This is a genomic window from Neisseria sp. HMSC058F07 (assembly GCF_001810035.1).
Lineage (GTDB): Bacteria > Pseudomonadota > Gammaproteobacteria > Burkholderiales > Neisseriaceae > Neisseria > Neisseria perflava.
Window position 1 is genome coordinate 155,109 of the sequence record NZ_KV799671.1, and the last position, 21,656, is coordinate 176,764.

Annotated in this window: 23 protein-coding genes; 12 read left to right on the forward strand and 11 right to left on the reverse strand. The window is 48.4% G+C overall.

What is annotated here, in order from left to right; all coding sequences use genetic code 11:
- Positions 1-118: 118 nt before the first annotated feature.
- The 4 genes from nrdD to HMPREF2696_RS02855 form a co-directional block, all read right to left on the reverse strand.
- Positions 119-1,963, reverse strand: coding sequence for an anaerobic ribonucleoside-triphosphate reductase (nrdD, locus tag HMPREF2696_RS02840; protein ID WP_083296586.1), 1,845 nt, complete (start codon positions 1,961-1,963; stop codon positions 119-121).
- Between the two features lie 54 nt (positions 1,964-2,017).
- Complete coding sequence (gene nrdG / locus HMPREF2696_RS02845) at positions 2,018-2,527, reverse strand: anaerobic ribonucleoside-triphosphate reductase activating protein (protein ID WP_004519765.1); 510 nt, start codon at positions 2,525-2,527, stop codon at positions 2,018-2,020.
- A 288-nt stretch (positions 2,528-2,815) separates the two neighbouring features.
- A complete protein-coding gene (locus tag HMPREF2696_RS02850) occupies positions 2,816-3,958 on the reverse strand; it encodes a THUMP domain-containing class I SAM-dependent RNA methyltransferase (protein WP_070587728.1) in 1,143 nt (380 codons plus the stop codon).
- Positions 3,959-4,074: 116 nt separating this feature from the next.
- Positions 4,075-5,466 carry a nucleobase:cation symporter-2 family protein gene (locus HMPREF2696_RS02855; protein ID WP_004519768.1) on the reverse strand — a complete coding sequence of 464 codons (1,392 nt, stop codon included), beginning with the start codon at positions 5,464-5,466 and terminating at the stop codon, positions 4,075-4,077.
- Between the two features lie 336 nt (positions 5,467-5,802).
- Between HMPREF2696_RS02855 and dapA the strand changes: the two genes are divergently transcribed.
- The 7 genes from dapA (at position 5,803) to HMPREF2696_RS02890 (ending at position 11,261) form a co-directional block, all read left to right on the forward strand.
- The gene (dapA, locus tag HMPREF2696_RS02860) at positions 5,803-6,678 is read left to right on the forward strand and encodes a 4-hydroxy-tetrahydrodipicolinate synthase (RefSeq protein WP_004519769.1); all 876 of its coding nucleotides are present in this window, start codon (positions 5,803-5,805) and stop codon (positions 6,676-6,678) included.
- Positions 6,679-6,805: 127 nt separating this feature from the next.
- The gene (gene bamC, locus HMPREF2696_RS02865) at positions 6,806-7,891 is read left to right on the forward strand and encodes an outer membrane protein assembly factor BamC (protein WP_371444233.1); all 1,086 of its coding nucleotides are present in this window, start codon (positions 6,806-6,808) and stop codon (positions 7,889-7,891) included.
- Between the two features lie 122 nt (positions 7,892-8,013).
- Positions 8,014-8,244: an NGO_0222 family membrane protein gene (locus HMPREF2696_RS02870; protein WP_039862168.1), complete on the forward strand. Its 231-nt coding sequence runs from the start codon at positions 8,014-8,016 to the stop codon at positions 8,242-8,244.
- Between the two features lie 9 nt (positions 8,245-8,253).
- On the forward strand, positions 8,254-8,847 hold the full coding sequence (gene rdgB, locus HMPREF2696_RS02875; protein ID WP_004519772.1) for an RdgB/HAM1 family non-canonical purine NTP pyrophosphatase: 594 nt from the start codon (positions 8,254-8,256) through the stop codon (positions 8,845-8,847).
- A gap of 53 nt (positions 8,848-8,900) precedes the next feature.
- Complete coding sequence (locus HMPREF2696_RS02880; protein ID WP_004519773.1) at positions 8,901-9,263, forward strand: DUF6568 family protein; 363 nt, start codon at positions 8,901-8,903, stop codon at positions 9,261-9,263.
- A 96-nt stretch (positions 9,264-9,359) separates the two neighbouring features.
- Positions 9,360-10,535, forward strand: coding sequence for a radical SAM family heme chaperone HemW (hemW, locus tag HMPREF2696_RS02885; protein ID WP_004519774.1), 1,176 nt, complete (start codon positions 9,360-9,362; stop codon positions 10,533-10,535).
- A gap of 135 nt (positions 10,536-10,670) precedes the next feature.
- A complete protein-coding gene (locus tag HMPREF2696_RS02890) occupies positions 10,671-11,261 on the forward strand; it encodes an opacity family porin (protein WP_049336597.1) in 591 nt (196 codons plus the stop codon).
- Positions 11,262-11,372: 111 nt separating this feature from the next.
- Here HMPREF2696_RS02890 and HMPREF2696_RS02895 read toward each other — a convergent pair whose 3' ends face one another.
- The 7 genes from HMPREF2696_RS02895 to ruvB form a co-directional block, all read right to left on the reverse strand.
- Complete coding sequence (locus HMPREF2696_RS02895; protein ID WP_004519776.1) at positions 11,373-11,741, reverse strand: VanZ family protein; 369 nt, start codon at positions 11,739-11,741, stop codon at positions 11,373-11,375.
- Positions 11,738-11,947, reverse strand: coding sequence for a hypothetical protein (locus tag HMPREF2696_RS02900; RefSeq protein ID WP_039862142.1), 210 nt, complete (start codon positions 11,945-11,947; stop codon positions 11,738-11,740). The genes HMPREF2696_RS02895 and HMPREF2696_RS02900 overlap by 4 nt, the downstream gene beginning before the upstream one ends.
- A gap of 107 nt (positions 11,948-12,054) precedes the next feature.
- Positions 12,055-12,633 (reverse strand): aminoacyl-tRNA hydrolase, encoded by a 579-nt coding sequence (pth, locus tag HMPREF2696_RS02905; RefSeq protein WP_003683307.1) that lies wholly within the window; start codon positions 12,631-12,633, stop codon positions 12,055-12,057.
- Between the two features lie 54 nt (positions 12,634-12,687).
- Entirely contained in the window at positions 12,688-12,960 is a 273-nt protein-coding gene (locus tag HMPREF2696_RS02910) for an RnfH family protein (protein WP_004519778.1), read from the reverse strand.
- Positions 12,953-13,384 carry a type II toxin-antitoxin system RatA family toxin gene (locus HMPREF2696_RS02915; protein ID WP_003683270.1) on the reverse strand — a complete coding sequence of 144 codons (432 nt, stop codon included), beginning with the start codon at positions 13,382-13,384 and terminating at the stop codon, positions 12,953-12,955. The genes HMPREF2696_RS02910 and HMPREF2696_RS02915 overlap by 8 nt, the downstream gene beginning before the upstream one ends.
- A 90-nt stretch (positions 13,385-13,474) precedes the next feature.
- Positions 13,475-15,382, reverse strand: a complete 1,908-nt coding sequence (locus HMPREF2696_RS02920; RefSeq protein ID WP_049336595.1) for an ATP-binding cassette domain-containing protein — start codon at positions 15,380-15,382, stop codon at positions 13,475-13,477.
- Positions 15,383-15,504: 122 nt separating this feature from the next.
- Positions 15,505-16,536: a Holliday junction branch migration DNA helicase RuvB gene (ruvB, locus tag HMPREF2696_RS02925; protein WP_039862144.1), complete on the reverse strand. Its 1,032-nt coding sequence runs from the start codon at positions 16,534-16,536 to the stop codon at positions 15,505-15,507.
- A 216-nt stretch (positions 16,537-16,752) separates the two neighbouring features.
- Between ruvB and cmk the strand changes: the two genes are divergently transcribed.
- From cmk to ndk, 5 genes are all read left to right on the forward strand, one after another.
- Positions 16,753-17,412 (forward strand): (d)CMP kinase, encoded by a 660-nt coding sequence (gene cmk, locus HMPREF2696_RS02930; RefSeq protein ID WP_004519781.1) that lies wholly within the window; start codon positions 16,753-16,755, stop codon positions 17,410-17,412.
- A 154-nt stretch (positions 17,413-17,566) separates the two neighbouring features.
- Positions 17,567-19,252 (forward strand): 30S ribosomal protein S1, encoded by a 1,686-nt coding sequence (rpsA, locus tag HMPREF2696_RS02935; RefSeq protein ID WP_003678994.1) that lies wholly within the window; start codon positions 17,567-17,569, stop codon positions 19,250-19,252.
- A 10-nt stretch (positions 19,253-19,262) separates the two neighbouring features.
- Positions 19,263-19,577, forward strand: coding sequence for an integration host factor subunit beta (locus HMPREF2696_RS02940; protein WP_003678992.1), 315 nt, complete (start codon positions 19,263-19,265; stop codon positions 19,575-19,577).
- Between the two features lie 260 nt (positions 19,578-19,837).
- Positions 19,838-20,974, forward strand: coding sequence for a cell division protein ZapE (gene zapE / locus HMPREF2696_RS02945; RefSeq protein ID WP_049333700.1), 1,137 nt, complete (start codon positions 19,838-19,840; stop codon positions 20,972-20,974).
- Positions 20,975-21,068: 94 nt separating this feature from the next.
- The gene (gene ndk, locus HMPREF2696_RS02950) at positions 21,069-21,494 is read left to right on the forward strand and encodes a nucleoside-diphosphate kinase (protein ID WP_004519785.1); all 426 of its coding nucleotides are present in this window, start codon (positions 21,069-21,071) and stop codon (positions 21,492-21,494) included.
- Positions 21,495-21,656 lie beyond the last annotated feature (162 nt).

A 21,656-nucleotide genomic window follows, 5' to 3' on the forward strand; every position in this document is an offset into this window, starting at 1 on the left:
AGTTTTTGTTTATTTTAATCAAAACTATATCATTGAAAGAGCCTGCCTATCTCAACATAATCAAGGCCGTCTGAAGTTTCAGACGGCCTTATGCTTGAAGTAATCTTTTTTTCAACGATTACGCCGCTTTACGGTGATAATGTCTGAGCGCATGCTCTTTGCGCCGTCCGCTACTGAATGCGGATACGCGTTTCAGATAGCCGATGACACGGGTGCCGTAGTCGATGTCGTGGCTGCCACAGGCAGAGCAGGCGTGCAGGGTGCGTTTGTCGATATGGCCGCATTCGTTGCAAATGGTGATGCGCACGTTCACGCAGAAGTAGTTGCAGCCGGTTTGCGCGGCGATGTCCAAGAGCGAACGGTAGCCGGATTCGGGCAGGGCTTCGTCGAGGTTTAGATGCAGCGCGGAGCCGCCGTCGAGCCAGTCCACCAGTTCCTTGCCGTGCAGCAGGAATTTGTCGAGCGCGTTGATTTCTTCGTCTTCGACGACGTAGAAATAGGAGTTGTAGCATTCGCGGCTGACTTTGTAGCCATCGGCTTTGTCCCATTTGGCGTTTTTCACGCCGAGGTTTTCGGCAGGGACAAACTCGGTGTTGAATTTCACGCCGTAGTGTTTGCTGGCGGCTTGGTTGGCTTCGAATATGGTTTTCAGACGGCCTTGGACGAAGTTGATGTAGTCGTCGTTGTAGCCGACTTTGATGCCTTGCGATTCGGCGGCTTCCGCCATGCCGTTGATGCCGATGGTGAGGAACTGTTTGTCCAGTGTGATAAAGCCTGCATCGTAAACGGGCAGCATTCCGGCGGCTTGGTATTCTTCCATCAGTTTGCGGTAGGCGTATTGGTATTTGTGGATTTTGGCTACTTCGGCGGCAAGGTCACGCCCGTCTTGTTCCAGCCGGTTCATATTGATGGTGATGACGTTGATGGAACCGGTCGCCACGCCACCCGCGCCGAGTGTGTAGCTGAAGGTGCGGTCTTCAATGGCGTTGCGCAGGCGGCAGCAGGAAGCCAAGGAGTCAGGGTTGTCGGAAAGATAGACGAAGAAGGAATTGCCCTCCTCCAACTCTTTCGCCATTTCGTCGGCAAACACGGTGTCTTTGCATTTGCCGCCGTCGGTCAGCATTGCGGCGGTCACGACGGGGAAAGTCAAAACGGCTTTGGTGCGCTCCTGATTGAACCATTTGAGGAAGAAGTTTTGCAGCTTCGCCACGCTCGCCCACACCGGTTTGCTGAAATCGGGAAAAACAAAATCGCCGAACATCGCATCGAAATAGTATTGATCGTAAACAGAAATATTCCAAAACACGCTCTGATAGCCGCGCGCGGCGGCGGGCTGATTGATGCTGTACACCACCTGCTGCATGTGGTTGGCGATTTCTTTGCCGTGGGTTTCCAAATAATCGTCGCCGTAGTCTTTGCGTGCGAAGTAGTCGAAATAAGTCAGAAATTCCACCGTCGCCACCGCGCCGGCAAACTGCGCGCTGATGGCAAACACTAGGTTGATAAACGAACCGCAAAACGAAGCCAGATGCTGCGGCGCCTTGGATTCGCCGCCGAGTTTGCTTAAGCCGTCGAGCAGGAAGGGATACAGCGTAACCGACACACAATAAGGCTTGAGGCTGGTTTCGTCGTGCACATAAATCTCATGCGCCTCAATCTGGCGGATGTATTCGGCGGCAACAGATTGGTCGAAAATTTCGGCGATTTTGCGCGACACTTGGGCGCGGTTAATCTGCACGAAAAAGTCTTTCATGATTTCCGCTTCCATCGTGGCGATGTTTTTTTGCGTTACGTTGGCGTTGGCGTCCATTTTCGAGCCGTCCGCCGCGTTTTGCGCGCTGATGTAGTCGCGCATGAATTGTAGTTTTCCGTTTAACTGTTCGGGATGCAGCCGAATCATGTTAATTCTCCTGTATGGTTTGGATGATTTATTAAACAATGACGGTTGGGCCGTCTGAAACATCGCTGTCAGCGAATACAATAAATTCAATTTAAATCAGTGCAATACAACATTGAGCTAAATTGAAGCCACTGGAAAAACTTTAGGCGTAGGTTTGTCTTTGATAAACAATCGGTTCAACACTTCGCCCGTACGCAAATCAATAAACTTCTGATTGGTGGTCGGGCTGTCCAAGCCGCCCAGCTCCATCTGCCAGCGGCCGGTTTTCAGATACGTCAGATAAGGCAGGATGCCGTCTGAAACCGCCTCCAGCTCTTCACGCTCCAGGCCGGTGTACAAACAGGCTTTCAAACCTTCCTCGGCAACAATAGCCAGCATTTTCTGCAAAGCTTCCGGCTGCCATTCTCCGCCCATAAACAACACGCAGCTGATTAATCCGCGATAGCGTTTCAGACGGCCTTTCAAATAATCCTCGGTCAATTCCGTGCCGATGCCCTCTTTCCATGTATCGGCACTGTGACAGCCTTTGCAACGCAACGGACAGCCTGAAAACAGAAACGCCAACGATACTTCGCCCGGCACTTCCTGCCATACAATTTGCTCGATTGTGAATTTCAAACCGCTCATTGCAATGCCATAAAACACAAGATATGGTGTGAATTAAAACACAATACTACTAGATATGGTATTTTATTTAACAATCCATCTTTATTTTGTAATAGGTTTTTATAATTTGATAGATTGTAAATTTCAATAATTACATCTACACGGCTCCCTTGATAAAGGCCGTCTGAAAACAATTTCAGTGCATTAATATAAAAAAAGAAAAGCAAACTCCGTTATAACAAAGACGGTTTTAACAAATCAAAAAAAGGCCGTCTGAAATCATCTTTCAGACGGCCTTAATTTCAGGTTTTACCCCCGATTCGAGCCTTTAACCATATCCATCAAAAACAATCGGCAATCCAAGTTACCATTAAACAGCGGAATTTTACGCTTCGGAGAAAGGCGCATAAATTTCGGCATATCGCGATCGCCGGTAAACATTCCAACCAGCCAGCCTGCATAGTGTTGTTTCAACCATGTGCCCAGTTGCGGATAAAGCGCCTGCAAAGCCTGAACCTCCGCAAGGCGCACGCCATAAGGCGGATTGGAAATCATAATGCCGTGTTCGCCGTTCGGTCGCGCAGCCTGCGCATCTTGCACGTCAAAGCGGATGAAATTATCCACTTCGGCGGCTTGGGCATTGGCCAATGCGGCACGAATCATATAACGGTCGTTGTCGCTGCCGGAAATTGGCGCGGCGGCCGGTTTGATTTGTTTTTCAGCCTCACGGCGCAGGGCTTGCCATTTTTCTTGGTCGAAGTTTTGCAGTTTTTCAAAACCGAAACGACGCATCAAGCCCGGCGCACGGTGTGTCGCAATCCATGCTGCCTCAATGGCAATCGTGCCACTGCCGCAAAACGGGTCTTGGAAAGGCTGCGTACCGTCATAGCCTGCCAAAAGCAGCAAACCTGCCGCCAAGTTCTCTCTCAATGGCGCTTCGCCGGTATCCTGACGATAGCCGCGTTTGAAGAGTGCTTCGCCGGAAGTATCGATAAAGATTTCCACGTTGCGCTCATCGATAAAGGCATGAATGCGGATATCGGGGTTGATTTTACCCACGCTCGGACGCGCATCATAAATATCGCGGAATGCATCGCAGACGGCATCTTTGATTTTCAAACCGACAAAATCCAAGCTTTTCACATTGGCGCGCTTGCCTTCGACTTTGACTTTAAAGGTCTGCTCCAGCTTAAACCAACCCGTCCAATGCAGATTTCGTGCGAGTTTGTAGATATCGTGTTCGTTGCGATAACCGCCTTTAGTCAAACGCAGTAAAACACGGCTGGCAACGCGCGAATGCAGGTTGATGCAATACACCTGCTCCATCGTGCCTTTACATGCCACACCGCCGTCAACAGCACGTATATCCTGACATGCCATGCTTTCGAGTTCTTGCGTCAAAGGCGCTTCCAAACCGCGAGGACAAGTGATAAAAAGTGAATAAACCGTCATATAAAACCTTTCCGGGTAGGGCTATCCGAACCACTCGGATAACAAATAAAAACAATATTATAGCCGAAAACCAAAAGGCCGTCTGAAACTTCAGACGGCCTTTGAATAAAGCTTGCTTAGTGCTCCAAACTATCGGTTTCCACCTTAACCGCTTTATCGGTTTTATCCTCCGGCAAAACCAAGTTCAACAATACTGCCATAATACCGCCTGCGGAAATTGAGTTTTGGAACAATACCGGCAGGTTTTTGAACACTTCCGGCTCAAATGCCACGCCCAAACCCAAACCGACAGAAGTCGCCGCGATAACTGCTTCACGACGGCGAATACCGTGGCTGACCAAAATCCGCACGCCGGCAATCGCAATCAGGCCAAACATCAACACCATCGCGCCACCCAAAACAGGACTCGGAATCGTAGTAAACGCGCGGCCGATGACGGGGAACAAACCCAACAATACCAAAATCGCCGCAATATATTTGCCCACATGACGCGAAGCCACGCCGGTCATTTGAATCACGCCGTTATTTTGCGCAAACGTGGTTAAAGGCAAAGAGCCCAACGCAGTCGCAATTACAGAAACCAAACCATCTGCCAATACGCCACCGCGCAGACGTTTGGTGTATTCCTCACCCTCAATCGGCTGCTCGGAGACCATCGCAGTCGCCGTCAAATCGCCCACTGCTTCAAATACGCTCAACAGGAAAATCGCACCGGCAACGATAAACGCGTGCCAATCAAATGCGAAACCATATTTAAACGGAACAGGCAGGGTAATCAGCGGCAGGTTTTGCAGGGCGGAAAAATCTACTTTGCCCAAAAACAGCGCAACAATATAACCGACAATCAAACCCACCGCGATGCCGCTCATACGCAGCAATGGGTTTTTCAAGCAGTTGAAAACCAATACAATCAGCAACACCAGCGATGCCAGACCTAAGTTTTCCATCGAACCGAACGTACCGTCTGCTTTCGCACCGAAGCCGCCGCCAAAGTCAGTAATGCCGACATGCACCAAGCTCAAGCCGATCAACATGACGACCACGCCGCTTACAGTCGGCGTAATCACTTTTTTCAGATAAGGCAAAAGCCAAGCGGAGAAGCACACCAAAAACGCGCCAACAAAGGACACGCCCAAGAGCGTTGAAATCATCACATCTTTAGTCAAGCCGCCCTCTTTCATACCGGTACCGAGCGCAATCATCACGGTAACAAAAGAGAAGTTGACCGACTGAATCGACAACATACCCGAACCGACCGGCCCGAAACGGTTAACCTGCAAATAAGTGCCGACACCTGAAGCCACCATCGCCATCGACACCAAATAAGCCGTCATTTCAACCGGCAGCTCCAACGCCCCGCCGACAATCAATGCCGGAGTAATCATCGGGACAAAAATCGCCAGAAGGTGCGTAACCGCACTCAACAACGCATTCCCAAACGGCGGCTTGTCTTCCAAACCATAAACCAAATCAAGCGATTCCGCCTGTTTTTCAGTCATTCCGGCCATGTTGAACCTTCTCTCAAGAATCGTTAAAAAATATTAAGATGCGTATTTTAACCAATTTGAAATGTATCAGCAAATTCAAAACCATCAGGCCGTCTGAAAGTTCCGCCCAGCCGTTTTCAGACGGCCTCAAACCGCCTTAACACATTTTAATTCTTGACATCATTTTTCTACCTAAAAACAAACAAACCAATGATTTAAAAATGTATTATTCATTAAGATAATGACAAGTCACCATTAAACAGCAAAGCCTCATAGCGGATATGTTTCACACAAACAACAAAGTAAGCTACAATCCACTGCATAATTCACCCACACCATAAAATTAAAGGTTTCCGTATGTTAAAAGGCAGTCTGGTTGCCCTGATTACTCCGATGAATCAAGACGGCAGCATCAACTACGAACAACTTCACGACTTAATCGACTGGCACATTGAAAACGGCACCGACGGTATCGTCGCAGTCGGCACCACCGGCGAGTCAGCCACCCTGCCTGTCGAAGAACATTTGGCCGTTATTGAAGCCACTGTCAAACACGTCAACAAGCGCGTTCCCGTTATCGCCGGTACAGGCGCCAACAATACTGTCGAAGCCATCGCCCTTTCCAAAGCCGCCGAGCAAGCCGGTGCGGACTACACCTTATCTGTTGTTCCCTACTACAACAAACCTTCGCAAGAAGGCATTTACCAACATTTCAAAGCCATCGCCGAAGCCACTTCGATTCCGATGGTTATCTATAATGTTCCCGGCCGTACCGTCGTCAGCATGAGCAACGACACTATTTTGCGTTTGGCCGAGATTCCGAATATCGTCGGCGTGAAAGAAGCCAGCGGCAATATCGGTAACAACATCGAATTGATCAACAGCGTTCCTGAAGGTTTTGCAGTATTCTCCGGCGATGACCCTACCGGCCTGCCTTTCATGCTGTGTGGCGGTCATGGCGTGGTAACCGTTGCAGCCAACGTTGCACCGAAACTCTTTGCCGATATGTGCCGAGCCGCCCTTGAGGGCGATATTGCGACCGCCCGTCGTCTAAACGAGCAACTTATCCCAATTTATAACACCATGTTCTGCGAGCCCAGCCCGGCCGCGCCCAAATGGGGCCTGAGCTTATTGGGCAAATGCGAACCCCATGTTCGCCTGCCTTTGGTAGCACTGACCGAAGCCGGTCAAGCCAAAGTCCGAGCCGCTCTGGAAAAATCAGGACAAATCTGATCCGGAAATAAGGCCGTCTGAATCCCAAACACCCTTTTTCAGACGGCCTCCCTGTTAAGAACTCCATCCACAGGAAAACAAGATGACCTATATTAAACCCATCGTAGTAGCCCTCGCCCTGATTAGCATGACTGCCTGTTCCGGCAGCAAAAAAGAACAACCCAAACTCGACTATCAAAGTCAATCTCACCGCCTAGTCAAACTGGAAGTACCACCTGATTTGAACAACCCAGACCAAGGCAACCTCTATCAATTACCGGCAGGCAGCGGCGCCGTCCGCGCCAGCGATTTCAACAAACGCCGCACCCAAGCCGTACAGCAGCCTGCAAATGCAGAAGTCTTGAAATCCGTTAAAGGCGTACGCCTTGAGCGTGACGGCAACCAACGCTGGTTGGTTGTCGAAGGCAAATCGCCTCGCGAAATTTGGCCTTTGCTGAAAGTGTTCTGGCAAGAAAACGGTTTCGACATCAAATCTGAAGAACCGGCCATCGGCCAAATGGAAACCGAGTGGGCTGAAAACCGAGCCAAAATCCCTCAAGACAGCCTGCGCCGTCTGCTGGATAAAGTCGGCTTGGGCGGCATCTACTCTACCAGCGAACGCGACAAGTTCATCATCCGCATCGAACAAGGTAAAAACGGTTCGACCGACATCTTCTTCGCCCACAAAGGCATGAAAGAAGTTTATGCCGACCGTAAAAAAGACACTACGATGTGGCAGCCAAGCGAGAGCGACCCTAACCTCGAAGCCGCATTCCTCGCCCGCTTTATGCAATATTTGGGCGTTGACGGTCAGCAAGCCGAACAAGCTCTGACCCAAAGCGTTGCCGCCCGCAGCAATGCTTCTGAATTGGCGCGTGTGGACAATGGCACTCTGTTGCTGGCAGGCGATTACGGCCGCAACTGGCGCCGTACCGCCCTTGCGCTTGACCGCATCGGCCTGACTGTTATCGGTCAAAATGCCGAACGCCGCGCCTTCTTGGTTCAACAAGCGCCAACCGAAGGCGAAGCAGTTGCCAATAAAAAACCGGGCCTGTTCAAACGCGTATTTGGCAAAGGCAAAGCAGAAGCGCCAAAAACGTACCCTGAAATCATCGTGTATGTTGAGCCTATCAACAATGGCGCACGCCTCCATCTGTTGAACAAAGACGGCAGCCCATACAAAGGCAGCGATGCCTCCACATTGTTGAGCCGCCTGCACACAGAATTGCGTTAATCAGTTATTCAAATTAAGGCCGTCTGAAATATTCAGACGGCCTTTTTAACGAATCCGGCATGGTTTCAAATTCCCAATCTGACGTTATAATCAGAACATTTTTCCCCCTTACCCAAGCTGCCATGACCCGACAAAAAGCCTATCTGCTCCTGACCGCCCTGTTTACCCTGATGTTTATCGTACTGATTCTGTTGGGCGCTTATCTTCTAAGCATTCACAGCAAACAATTTGCCGTTGCCACCTTTCTGTTTGCCTTTGCCGCCGTTTTTGCCCAAATCGGCAGCCTTGCCCTTTACATCCGCCACAAAGCACGCGCACAAATTGCTCGTATGCAGCAAACCGAAAACCATTAAGGAAAAACCATGTTTGAAAAAATCGTCCTTGCCAGTGGCAACGCAGGCAAACTCAAAGAATTTTCCCGCCTCTTTGCCGACTTAAACATCGAAGTCCTGCCGCAATCGCAGTTCAATACGCCCGAATGTCCCGAACCGTACCATACCTTTGTTGAAAATGCCCTGGCTAAAGCACGTCATGCCGCCAAATACAGCGGCTTACCGGCACTTGCCGACGACTCCGGCATCTGCACCAACGCCTTAAACGGCGCACCCGGCATTTTCTCCGCACGTTATGCAGGCGAAAACCCTAAATCCGATGCCGCAAACAACGCCAAACTCTCTGCCGATCTTGCCGATAAAGACGATAAAAGCTGCTACTACGTCTGCGTACTCGTCCTCGTCCGCCACGAAAACGACCCGCAACCCATTATCGCCGAAGGCATCTGGCGCGGACAATGGCAGGCAGAAGCAGCCGGCACAAACGGCTTCGGCTACGACCCGCATTTCTATCTGGCCGAACACGGTTGCACCGCTGCCGAGCTTGATCCTGAAATCAAAAATGCCGAAAGCCACCGCGCCCAAGCTTTGCGTGAATTGTTAAGAAAAATCGAATCCTTATAAATCAATAACAGGCCGTCTGAAACCTTCAGACGGCCTACCTCACATTCATTCCCATGCCCAAACCCTCGCCTGAAGAATTGGCAGCCTTTGCAAAACACGTCGCTGCCTTCATCCCAACCACACCTGACGAACTTCTGCAACTCATTGATAGTCAAGAAACTGCTATCGTCTTTTTAGGCAAACCAAGCTGTTCATACTGTCGCCGTTTTGTTGCAAAACTATTTACCGTTTCCTTAAACAAGCAGCTTACTATCCGCTTTACAGACAGCAGCAACAAAGCAGCTTTAAAGACTTTTCGTGAACAACACGGCATCAAAACTGTTCCCGCATTACTCAACATCTCACAAGGCAAAATAAAATTTGTCTGCAATTCCAAATTATCAGAAGAAGAAATTGAAGCTTTTTTGAGCGCTTAGACTGCGCAAATTTCCTACTGATTACTTTCCCGGCCGACATTTCAGTTAAAATAACGGCCTAAAAATTTCAGACGGCCTTGAGCCTCAACACATACCATGACCCAAATCACTTTCCAACGCCCCGGCCAGCTAACCGCCCTGCCTCCTTTATCACTCTATATCCATATTCCTTGGTGCATCAAAAAATGTCCATATTGCGACTTCAATTCCCACAGCCTGAAAAACGGCCTGCCGGAAGAAGCCTATATCGATGCCCTATTAACCGACTTGCAGCTTGAGTTACCCAATATTTGGGGCAGACCGATAGAAACGATATTCTTCGGCGGCGGCACACCCAGCCTGTTTCAAGCGGAATCAATTGACCGTTTGTTAAGTGGCGTGCGTTCGCTGTTGCGCTTGCAACCCGAAGCGGAAATTACTTTAGAAGCGAACCCCGGCACATTTGAAATTGAGAAGTTTCAAGGATTTAAAGACGCAGGTATTACGCGCCTGTCTATCGGCGTACAAAGTTTTAACGACGATATGCTTGCTCGATTGGGACGCGTTCACAACGGCAAAGAAGCACTGACAGCCATTGATACTGCATTGAAATTATTTGATAAAGTCAATATTGATTTGATGTATGCCCTGCCAAACCAAACGGTTCAGACGGCCCTAAACGATGTGCAAACCGCTATTGCAACAGGCGTATCGCATATCAGCGCATATCATCTGACAATGGAACCGAACACGCCTTTCGGTCATACGCCGCCAAAAGGATTACCGCAAGATGAAGCGGCGTTGGATATTGAAGATGCTGTACACGGTGCATTAGAAAGCGCAGGCTTTATCCACTACGAAACATCGGCTTTTGCAAAACCTGGTATGCAGTGCCGCCATAATTTGAACTACTGGCAGTTTGGCGATTACTTAGGCATAGGTGCAGGCGCACACGGCAAAATTTCCTATCCCGACCGTATCGAGCGAACTGTCCGCCGTCGCCATCCCAACGACTATCTTGCCGCTATGCAGGGCAATCCGCATGAAGCAGTTGAGCACAAAACCGTTGCTTCCGAAGACCTTCCATTCGAGTTCATGATGAACGCCCTGCGCCTGACCGATGGCGTACCTGCTGCAATGTTGCAGGAACGTACCGGCGTCCCCACTGCAAAAATCATGGCTCAAATCGAAACCGCCAGACAAAAAGGCCTGCTTGAATCAGATCCGACCGTGTTCCGCCCGACCGAGCAAGGCCGTTTGTTCTTAAACGACTTGTTACAGTGTTTTTTATAAGTGCTTTTTTACAACAGTTAAAACATTTTTAGATTTGCTTAATTTACGACAAGAAAATACAATCTGAATAATTGTTGGGAACGACCAACCCCGGCGATTATCCACTACTCCTAATCCTACATTAAGGACAAAACAATGAAAAAAGTTCTGGTAACACTGATTGCTCTTTCCCTGCCTACATTTGCATTGGCTGATGCAACCAAAGGTTTTTATGTTCAAGCTGATGCTGGTTATTCTACTGTTAAGATTAAAGACAACTCTGGTGAAGAGGAATTCTCTGATAAAGCAAAAGGCTTTAGCCCTCGTCTATCTGCTGGTTATGATTTTGGTGACTTCCGTGTTGCAGCAGACTATACACATCATAAATCTATTGAAAGAGGTGAATACGAGGATGACAGTCACTTATATTACAAACTGAAATTTCAAAGTATTGGCGTTTCAGCAATCTATGACTTCAATACTAATACACCTGTTAAGCCCTACGTTGGTGCTCGTTTAGGTATTAATCGCGTTTCATTAAATTCTGATGAAGCCGACCCTGGTTTTCACTATACAGAACATTCACGAAAAACCAAAATGGGTATTGGTGCATTGGCTGGTGTAAGCTACGAAGTAACGCCTAATGTTGCTTTAGATGCTGGCTATCGCTACAACTATTGGGGCAATTTTGAAGAGACCAAAATTCAATCCCACGAAGTATCTGCCGGTGTACGCGTAAAATTCTAATTTTTAAATATTTGGTATAAAGCAACGATCGCTTCATACATCAAGTAACAAAAGGCCGTTTGAAACCTATTTCTCAGGATTTCAGACGGCCTTTAAGTTTTTTAAATATGTCTAACTTTTTGCTGCTTTTATTTTTTCTGCAAACCACAGTGCCGCAGCCGTACCTGCCATATCGGCAATGCCGTCCGCGATCGAACCTTGGCGCGTAGCAGTCAGAAATGCCTGAGCCAGCTCGCTTCCTATGGCAAACAATAAAGCGGCAAACAGAATGCCTTTATAGGGAATAGTCCTATTGTCTTGAATAAATATTTTTGCACACAACCATGCCTGACCGAAGAACAGCCCAAAATGGCCGACTTTATCAAAATGAGGGAATGGTGGAGCGCTATTGCCGCCCTCTTTGAAAAGTAAGGCATAAATGGCGGCGGCAAACCAAATCAAGGCAGCGACAGTAAATTTGTTTAACGGCAAGGCTTTCATTTATCGGCCTCTTCATCCAACCATGTTTGGCAGATATCTGCCAAGCGGACAAATTTCCCACCCCGCGCCTTCAAAATATCACGCCATTGTGCCACTTCTTCTGCATCCGGGGCATCTTCAATACTGCATTCGTAAAGGCAGAAGTCTAATGTTTCGCCAACAATGCCTGGGGCTTCGGTCTGCATAAGACTGGTCAGTTCGTTCATATTTACTGTTTCTTTGATTCGTTTATCACTAGTCAGATCACACTGCCTGTTTTCAGGCCGTCTGAACATGATGTGCAAGGCTGCCCGTTTGGTTTGGTTTGGGTACGCTACTTACTGTGTAAAAAACGTGTTGCTTCTTCCCATTCGCCATTCAACACGGCCGGCAATCCTTGCAGGGATTTGGCGATGGAATCATCAATTTGCTGTCTGTGTTCCGCCGACGGTTTATTCAACACATAACCGACAACCAGATTACGGTCGCCCGGATGATCAATACCCAAGCGCAGGCGGTAGAAATTAGGCGTACCCAAGCGAGCCTGAATGTCTTTGAGGCCGTTGTGTCCGCCGTTGCCGCCGCCAAGTTTGAATTTGATACGGCCGCATGGAATATCCAGCTCGTCATGAACCACCAAGATTTCCTCCGGCTTGATTTTGTAAAACTGAGCCAAAGCGGCTACTGCCTGACCGGAGCGGTTCATAAAGGTCATGGGTTTGAGCAGCCAAACATCACCATCAGGCGTAGTGGCGCGCGCTACTTCGCCGTAAAATTTCTTTTCGTCTTTAAAATTGACTTTCCATTTCCATGCCAGTTCGTCCAACAGCCAAAAGCCGACATTGTGGCGCGTTTGTTCGTATTCTTGGCCTGGATTGCCCAAACCGACAATTAATTTAATTTTCAAGCTCATTACTGTTCTTTCAGTTTGACAGGCCGTCTGAAAAAGTTTCAGACGGCCTTTGATTTATTCTTGCCCAGCGCGTTTACGTCGCGCTTCTTTCGGATCAATCAACAATGGGCGATAAACCTCAATCCGATCGCCATCGCGCAACGCTGTTTCGTCTTTCACAGCCTTGCCGAAAATACCCAAAGGCGCTTGCTGTAAATCCAATTCCGGAAACTCTATCTCCAAACCGCTTTGTCGGGCAGCTTCGCGTACGGTTGTTCCTTCGGCAACGGTCATACCCTTCAACACTTGCCTATCGGCCAGTCCGTAAACAATTTCAATCTCAAGCATAGCGGCGGTCGGCCTCTTTAATAAAAGCATCCACCAGCGTGCCGGCGAGATGGCCGAATACCGGGGAAATCATGGCAGAGAGTACGGCATTGGAGAAATCGTATTCTAATCTGAATTCGACTTTGCACATATCATCGCCCAAGTCGATAAATTTCCAAGTGCCGCGCAGGGTTTTAAACGGCCCTTCGAGCAAATCCATGCGGATTTCCTGCCCCGGGATATTGTGGTTGTGCGTCGCAAATGACTGCTTGACGCGCATATAGTCCATAAACAGGCGCGCTTTTAGCTCATTGCCTTTACGTTCGATGACTTCGGTCTTGCTGTACCACGGCAAAAATTTTGGATAGTCCTCAACTTTGTCCACCAGCTCAAACATTTCCTTAGCGCTATGCAGCACCAATACGTTTTTCTCGACTTTTTTCATGTTGGTTGTAGACCTTGTTTTTGAATATTCGGGGTTCAGACGGCATGATTTAGAAAAATATCTGCCCTACTTTGGGACAAAACTCCCAATTTAAACCGCTTCTCCATTTTGTTTCGCTTCCAGCCATTCCCAGCGTTCCAGCTTTTCCAAAAGCGACATCTCGATTTCTTCAGCCCTGCTTTGCAATGCACCTGCTTTTTCGTAATCTTTGAAAATTTCAGGATCGGAAAGCTGGGTATTGATTTCAGCCTGCTCGGTTTCCAAAGCGGCGATTTCATCAGGCAGGGCATCGAGTTCACGCTGTTCTTTGTAGGAAAGTTTGACCGTGCGGTTGGCTTTAGGTTTGATTTTTTCAGGCTCGGCAGCCGCTTTAGGCGCAGAGGCCGTCTGAATTTTCTCTTCCCGCGATTTTGCGTCGATATAGTCCTGATAGCCGCCGATGTATTCTTTCAGACGGCCTTGTCCTTCGAAAACAATGCTTTGGGTAATCACATTATCCAAGAACATACGGTCATGCGAGACAAGGAATACCGTGCCTTGATAATCGCGCAGTAGGTCTTCAAGCAGCTCTTGGGTATCAATGTCCAAGTCGTTGGTCGGTTCGTCCAAGACCAGGATATTGGCGGGGCGGGTGAAGAGTTTTGCCAGCAGGAGGCGGTTGCGTTCACCGCCGGAAAGCGATGAGACGGGACTTTGTGCGCGAGCTGGATGGAACAGGAAATCTTCCAAATAGCTCATCACATGCTTTTTCTTACCACCGACTTCAACGTAATCGTTGCCCTGTCCGAGCGTGTAAAACACAGTGTCGTTTTCATTCAACGCGCTGCGGAACTGGTCGAAATAAGCAACTTCCTGTTTACTGCCGATACGGATTCTGCCGTAGGTCGGCTGCAATTCGCCCAAAATCAGCTTGAGGAAGGTGGTTTTGCCGATGCCGTTTGGACCGATTAAGCCGATTTTGTCGCCGCGCTGCAAGATGGCGGAGAATTTGTCCATGATGACTTTGTCACCATAGGCAAACGAAGCGTGTTCCAGCTCGGCGATGATTTTGCCGCTTTTTTCGCCGCTGTCGAGCTTAAAGTTAACCTGCCCTTGTACGTTGCGGCGTTCGGCGCGCTGGCGGCGCAGTTCTTCCAAACGGCGCACGCGGCCTTCATTACGGGTACGGCGCGCTTCGATGCCTTTACGTATCCACGCTTCTTCCTGAGCATGAAATTTGTCGAAGAGGCGGTTGTGTTCTGCTTCAACCGCCAACTCTTGCGCTTTTTTCTCGCTGTATTTGGAGAACGAGCCAGGATAGGAGCGCAGAATGCCGCGGTCTAGTTCGACGATGCGCGTGGCGATGTTGTCCAGAAAACGGCGGTCGTGGGTAATCACGACCAAGCTGCCTTCAAACGCTTTAAGCAGATTTTCCAGCCAAATAATTGCGTCAATATCCAAATGGTTGGTCGGCTCGTCCAGCAGCAATACGTCGGGCTTTTGCACCCAAGCCTGCGCCAAAGCGACACGCTTTTTCTGACCGCCGGATAGGTTGCCGATTTTTTCGTTTTCCGGCAAACCGAGTTCCCCCAAAGTCTGCTTGACTGCCGCATCCAGCTTCCAGCCGTCCTTCGCTTCAATTTCGAGTTGCAATTCGTTGAGTTCTTTCAATAAAGCCTCACTCGAACCATTTTCCAACTCATGGCTGACATGATGATAACGGCGCAATAAATTGCGAATTTCTCCCAATCCTTCGGCAACGGTATCAAATACGGTTGCGTCCTTATCAAAAAAGGATTCCTGCGGTACATAAACGATTTTGAGGTTGTTTTGAACAATAATCTGCCCATCGTCGAGCTTTTGCACACCGGCGAGAATTTTTAAAAACGAAGACTTACCCGCACCGTTGCGGCCGATTAAACCGATTTTCTCGCCGCTGTCGAGTTGAAAAGAAGTTTTGTCGAGCAAGGCGACATGGCCGACGGCAAAAGAAGCATTTTCTACGGATAAGATATTCATGGGGAAACTTCAAAAAAGAAAAGAGGGACATTTTAACCGATTATCGGCAGATATTTGCCGACAATCATATGAAATTGAAAGTATCAGGCCGTCTGAAAGCAGTTTTCAGACGGCCTTCATTATTATTCTTGAACCTTCAAACCGAAATGCAGATAGGCTCGTTCGGTTGCTACGCGTCCGCGCGGTGTACGCTGCAAAAAGCCCTGCTGAATCAGATATGGTTCAATCACATCTTCGATGGTATCGGTTGATTCGCCAATCGCAGCAGCCACGTTTTCCAAACCGACAGGACCGCCGCTGAACTTGTGCAGAATCGCCTCAAGGAATTTCCTGTCCATCACATCCAAACCCTGACCGTCCACATCCAGCATACTCAAGGCAGCATCGGCAATTTCCGCATCAATGACGCCGTTGTTTTTCACATCGGCATAATCGCGTACACGTCGCAAAAGGCGGTTGGCAATACGCGGCGTACCGCGGCTGCGCTTGGCCACTTCCATCGCACCCTCGTCGCCCATATCCAACTGCAACAACTGGGCAGAACGAGCAACAATAGTCGCCAAATCTTTATTCTGATAAAACTCTAATCGGGACACGATACCGAAACGGTCGCGCAAAGGATTGGTCAGCATACCGGCACGGGTCGTCGCGCCTACCAATGTAAACGGCGGCAAATCGATTTTGACCGAACGCGCGGCCGGCCCCTCGCCTATCATGATGTCCAACTGATAATCTTCAAGCGCAGGATAAAGGATTTCTTCAACCACAGGGCTTAAGCGGTGGATTTCATCAATAAACAGCACATCATGCGGCTCGAGGTTGGTCAACAAGGCTGCAAGGTCGCCGGCACGTTCCAAAACCGGGCCGCTGGTTTGGCGCAAATTAACGCCTAACTCTTTGGCGATAATGTGTGCCAAAGTAGTTTTGCCCAAACCCGGAGGACCAAACAGCAAAGTGTGGTCAAGCGCTTCGCCACGTTTTTTCGCTGCCTGAATAAAAATAGCCAACTGCTCTTTTGCTTTATCCTGTCCGATATAGTCGTCTAAAGTTTTCGGACGTAAAGCGCGTTCAAGCAATTCTTCCTGAGCGGAAATATTTTGAGCAGTGATAATGCGCTGAGGTTGTGCAGAAGTAAGATTATCGGTTTGTAACATAATGTTTCTAAATTCTAAGACCATTCCCGACCCGTTATTTCAGATGGCCCGAACAATCAGATAAAGCGGTTAAATTATGATTTTGGCCATTATACCCGATAAGGCCGAGCCACTTTCCCCTCAAATCTAAATCACACAAAAATTTTCGTTTTCAGACGGCCAAAGCAACGTATAATAAACGGTTAATTCAAATACCTATCGCATTCAGGAGAACACATGAGCCTCAAGCAAAAAGTCATCGCCATCGACGGTCCCAGCGCATCCGGTAAAGGGACGGTTGCCTCACGCGTAGCCGAAGCCTTGGGTTTTCTTTACCTCGACTCCGGTGCGCTTTACCGCCTGACTGCGCTTTATGCACAAAAACAAAATGTCGCTTGGACAGATGAAGATGCCGTCAGCACACTGGCAGAAACCTTGCCCGCACAATTTGAAGGCAGCGTTGTATTATTAAACGGCGATGATGTATCCGAGCAAATCCGTACCGAAGCGATTGGCATGGGCGCATCTGCCGTCGCGCAGTTGCCTAAAGTGCGTACTGCCCTTTTGCAACGCCAACGCGACTTCCTAACCGAAAAAGGCTTGGTCGCCGACGGCCGCGATATCGGCTCGGTTATTTTCCCTGATGCCGCATTAAAAATTTTCCTGACCGCAAGTGCCAATGTCCGCGCCCAACGTCGTGCCAAACAACTCGGTATCCCATGCGAAGGCGTTGCATTCGAGCGTATTTTGTCGGACATTGAAGCGCGCGACGAAGCAGACCGCCGCCGCCCTGTTGCTCCGTTGAAACAGCTGCCCGATGCCCTGCTTTTAGATACTGATAACCTTTCTATCGAAGAAGCTGTAAAAAAAGTGCTTGATTGGTATCATAAAGTTTAAAATTTGGAGTATAATCGCGAAGTTTTCATTTCAGACGGCCTGTTAACCCTATAACAAGGCCGTCTGAAAACATTTCCCAACCTGCCGCGCCAAGGACGGCAGGTCATTTCAAACCTAACCCGCACCCCTTGGCGGTGTACCGAAAAGAGTATATATGACTATGGAAAATTTTGCCCAGCTGCTGGAAGAAAGCTTTACCCTGCAAGAGATGAACCCAGGTGAAGTGATTACTGCCGAAGTAGTCGGCATCGATCAAAACTTCGTTACCGTTAACGCAGGTCTGAAATCAGAATCTCTGATTGATGTTGCTGAATTCAAAAACGCTCAGGGCGAGATTGAAGTTAAAGTTGGCGATTTCGTTACCGTTACCATCGAATCTGTTGAAAACGGCTTCGGCGAAACCAAACTGTCCCGCGAAAAAGCCAAACGTGCTGCCGACTGGATCGCTTTGGAAGAAGCTATGGAAAACGGCGACATCCTGTCTGGCGTTATCAATGGCAAAGTCAAAGGTGGTCTGACTGTTATGATCAACAGCATCCGCGCATTCCTGCCGGGTTCTTTGGTTGATGTACGTCCTGTAAAAGACACTTCTCACTTCGAAGGCAAAGAAATTGAATTCAAAGTGATCAAACTGGACAAAAAACGCAACAACGTTGTTGTGTCCCGCCGCGCTGTTCTGGAAGCTACTTTGGGCGAAGAACGCAAAGCCTTGCTGGAAAACCTGCAAGAAGGTTCAGTTATCAAAGGTATCGTTAAAAACATCACCGATTACGGTGCATTCGTTGACTTGGGCGGCATCGACGGTCTGTTGCACATTACCGACTTGGCATGGCGCCGTGTAAAACACCCAAGCGAAGTTTTGGAAGTTGGTCAAGAAGTAGAAGCTAAAGTCCTGAAATTCGACCAAGACAAACAACGTGTTTCCTTGGGTATGAAACAACTGGGCGAAGATCCTTGGAGCGGCCTGACCCGTCGTTACCCACAAGGTACCCGCCTGTTCGGTAAAGTATCCAACCTGACTGACTACGGTGCATTCGTTGAGATCGAACAAGGCATCGAAGGTTTGGTACACGTTTCCGAAATGGATTGGACCAACAAAAACGTACACCCAAGCAAAGTTGTTCAATTGGGTGACGAAGTTGAAGTCATGATCCTGGAAATCGACGAAGACCGCCGCCGTATCTCTTTGGGTATGAAACAATGCCAAGCTAACCCTTGGGAAGAATTTGCCGCCAACCACAACAAAGGCGACAAAATCTCCGGCGCAGTTAAATCTATCACTGACTTCGGCGTATTCGTAGGTCTGCCTGGCGGCATCGACGGCCTGGTTCACTTGTCCGACCTGTCTTGGACTGAAGCCGGCGAAGAAGCTGTACGCAAATACAAAAAAGGCGAAGAAGTTGAAGCCGTTGTATTGGCCATCGACGTTGAAAAAGAACGTATCTCTTTGGGTATCAAACAACTGGAAGGTGATCCGTTCGGCAACTTCATCAGCGTAAACGACAAAGGTTCTTTGGTTAAAGGTTCTGTGAAATCTGTTGACGCCAAAGGTGCCGTAGTCGCTCTGTCTGAAGAAGTTGAAGGCTACCTGCCTGCTTCTGAATTCGCTGCTGACCGCGTTGAAGACCTGACTACCAAACTGAAAGAAGGCGACGAAGTTGAAGCCGTTATCGTTACCGTTGACCGCAAAAACCGCAGCATCCGTCTGTCTGTTAAAGCGAAAGACGCTAAAGAAAACCGCGAAGCGCTGAATTCAGTTAACGCCGCTGCAACTGCCAATGCCGGTACTACCAGCCTGGGCGACTTGCTGAAAGCCAAACTGTCCGGCGACCAAGAATAAGGTTGCAGACATGACGAAGTCTGAATTGATGGTTCGCCTTGCAGAAGTGTTTGCCGAAAAAAATGGCAACCAACTGCTGGCTAAAGATGTCGAATACAGTGTAAAAGTCTTGGTTGATACCATGACCCGTTCACTGGCTCGTGGACAACGTATCGAAATCCGCGGTTTCGGCAGCTTCGACTTGAACCACCGCCCTGCCCGTATCGGGCGCAACCCGAAAACCGGCGAACGCGTGGAAGTGCCTGAAAAGCATGTTCCTCACTTCAAACCGGGTAAAGAGTTGCGTGAGCGTGTAGACTTGGCATTGCAAGAAAGTGCTCATTAATACTTAGTAGCAAAACGCCGCAGAAATGCGGCGTTTTTTTGTTTTCTCAAGAAATACCAAAGCCGACTCTTTTCACGTATACCTCAATCACACACTATTTCAACTATATTTACTACAATGCTTTTGCAAAAAACGCAGGCCGTCTGAAATCATTTATAATAGACCGACTATTCTGTAATGAAAACATCATTCCAACTACTGTCCAAACTATTGTGGATGATGTTTCAACTATCGCCAGTAAAGCATAATAAAGGTTACACATGAGCAATAGAGACCAACTATTCACACCACCTCCATTTGAAAACCACAGCCCATTGACTTGGTATCAGGCTGCAGCCGAACAGCCCAACTTCATCCGCGACGAAGCCCAAGCGCGAGCCATTGAATATTTGGATCGTTTGTGGACCGAGCTGATGATGTTCAAACGAAAACGCAACCGTTTTCTCGGCCGTAGCTTGCGTTCCCCTCAAGTACCTAAAGGACTCTATTTTTATGGCGGCGTAGGACGCGGTAAAAGCTTTTTGATGGATGCTTTTTTCGGCTGTCTTCCCTATCGTCGTAAGCGTCGCGTGCATTTCCATGCCTTCATGGCCGAAATCCATCAACGCCTTAAAGTCTTGAAAAGCGAAGCTAACCCTTTAAAAGCCGTTGCAACAGAAATTGCCAAAGAAACACGTGTATTATGCTTTGACGAGTTTCACGTTAGTGATATTGCCGATGCCATGATTTTGGGCCGTTTACTGGAAAACCTGTTGAGTGAAGGTGTAGTCTTGGTAGCCACTTCCAACTACGCCCCATCCGAACTCTATCCTCAAGGTCAAAACCGCAGCAGCTTTCTCCCAACCATCGCCCTTATCGAGTCCAACCTGACCGTTTTAAATGTGGATGGCGGCGAAGATTACCGATTGCGTACCTTGCGTCCTGCCGAAATTTTCTTTGTCCCCAATAATGAAGAGAACGAGCAAAAACTGGCTGCTTTATTTAAGGAAATGAGCGGAATCTCTGAATTAAACCCAGGCATCAGCATTATTCATGGACGGGAAATTCCTCACAAAGCCCAGTCAGAACGCGCCATCTGGTTTGATTTCCGCGCATTATGTTTTGGCCCGCGTTCACAAGCTGACTATCTGTATTTAGCCGAACATTATGAGATGGTTTTCCTTTCAGGATTAGAACGTCTAACCCCGCAAGAAAAAGCAGAAGCACGCCGTCTGACATGGTTAATTGACGTTTTATATGATTTCCGTGTGAAATTGTGCGCCACCAGTGCAGTTGGCGTAAACGATATTTATGTCGAAGGCGATTTCGCCGAGGAATTTACCCGTACAGCCAGCCGTATGATCGAAATGCAATCCGAAGTCTATTTGGAACAACCACACCTGACTTTAAGCAAATAATGCCTTTCCCAAAAAGGGGCGAAATTTGGTAGAATACACTTCCCTCGCCTCTTGGCTACGGCAACTCACCTATTAATAAAAACAAGGACATAACATGGCCATCGAACGTACGATTTCCATCATCAAACCCGATGCAGTAGAAAAAAACGTCATCGGCAAGATTTACAGCCGCTTTGAAGAAAACGGCTTGCGCATTATTGCGGCGAAAATGAAACATCTGTCTGAGCGCGAAGCAAAAGAGTTTTATGCTGTACACAAAGACCGCCCTTTTTATGAAGACTTGGTTAAATTCATGACTCGCAATCCTGTTATGATTCAAGTATTGGAAGGTGAAAACGCCGTTGCCAAAAATCGCGAATTGATGGGCGCAACCAATCCAGCCGATGCAGCTCCGGGCACAATCCGTGCCGACTTTGCAGAATCTGTCAGTGTTAATGCTGTACACGGTTCTGACAGCGTGGAAAATGCTGCGATTGAAATCGCCTACTTTTTCAGCCAAAGCGAAATCTGCCCACGATAAAAGCAAAAAGCCTGTAGCCGCTTTACGGCCGTCCGATTCCATATCGGACGGCAAAAGTGCTTTGTATGCCCTGCAAATGACAGGCCGTCTGAAACCCTAAAGGCTTTTAAAGCAAAGCTGACCGATAAGCCTCTTTACTTTAAAAGCTTTATTGAGAAACAT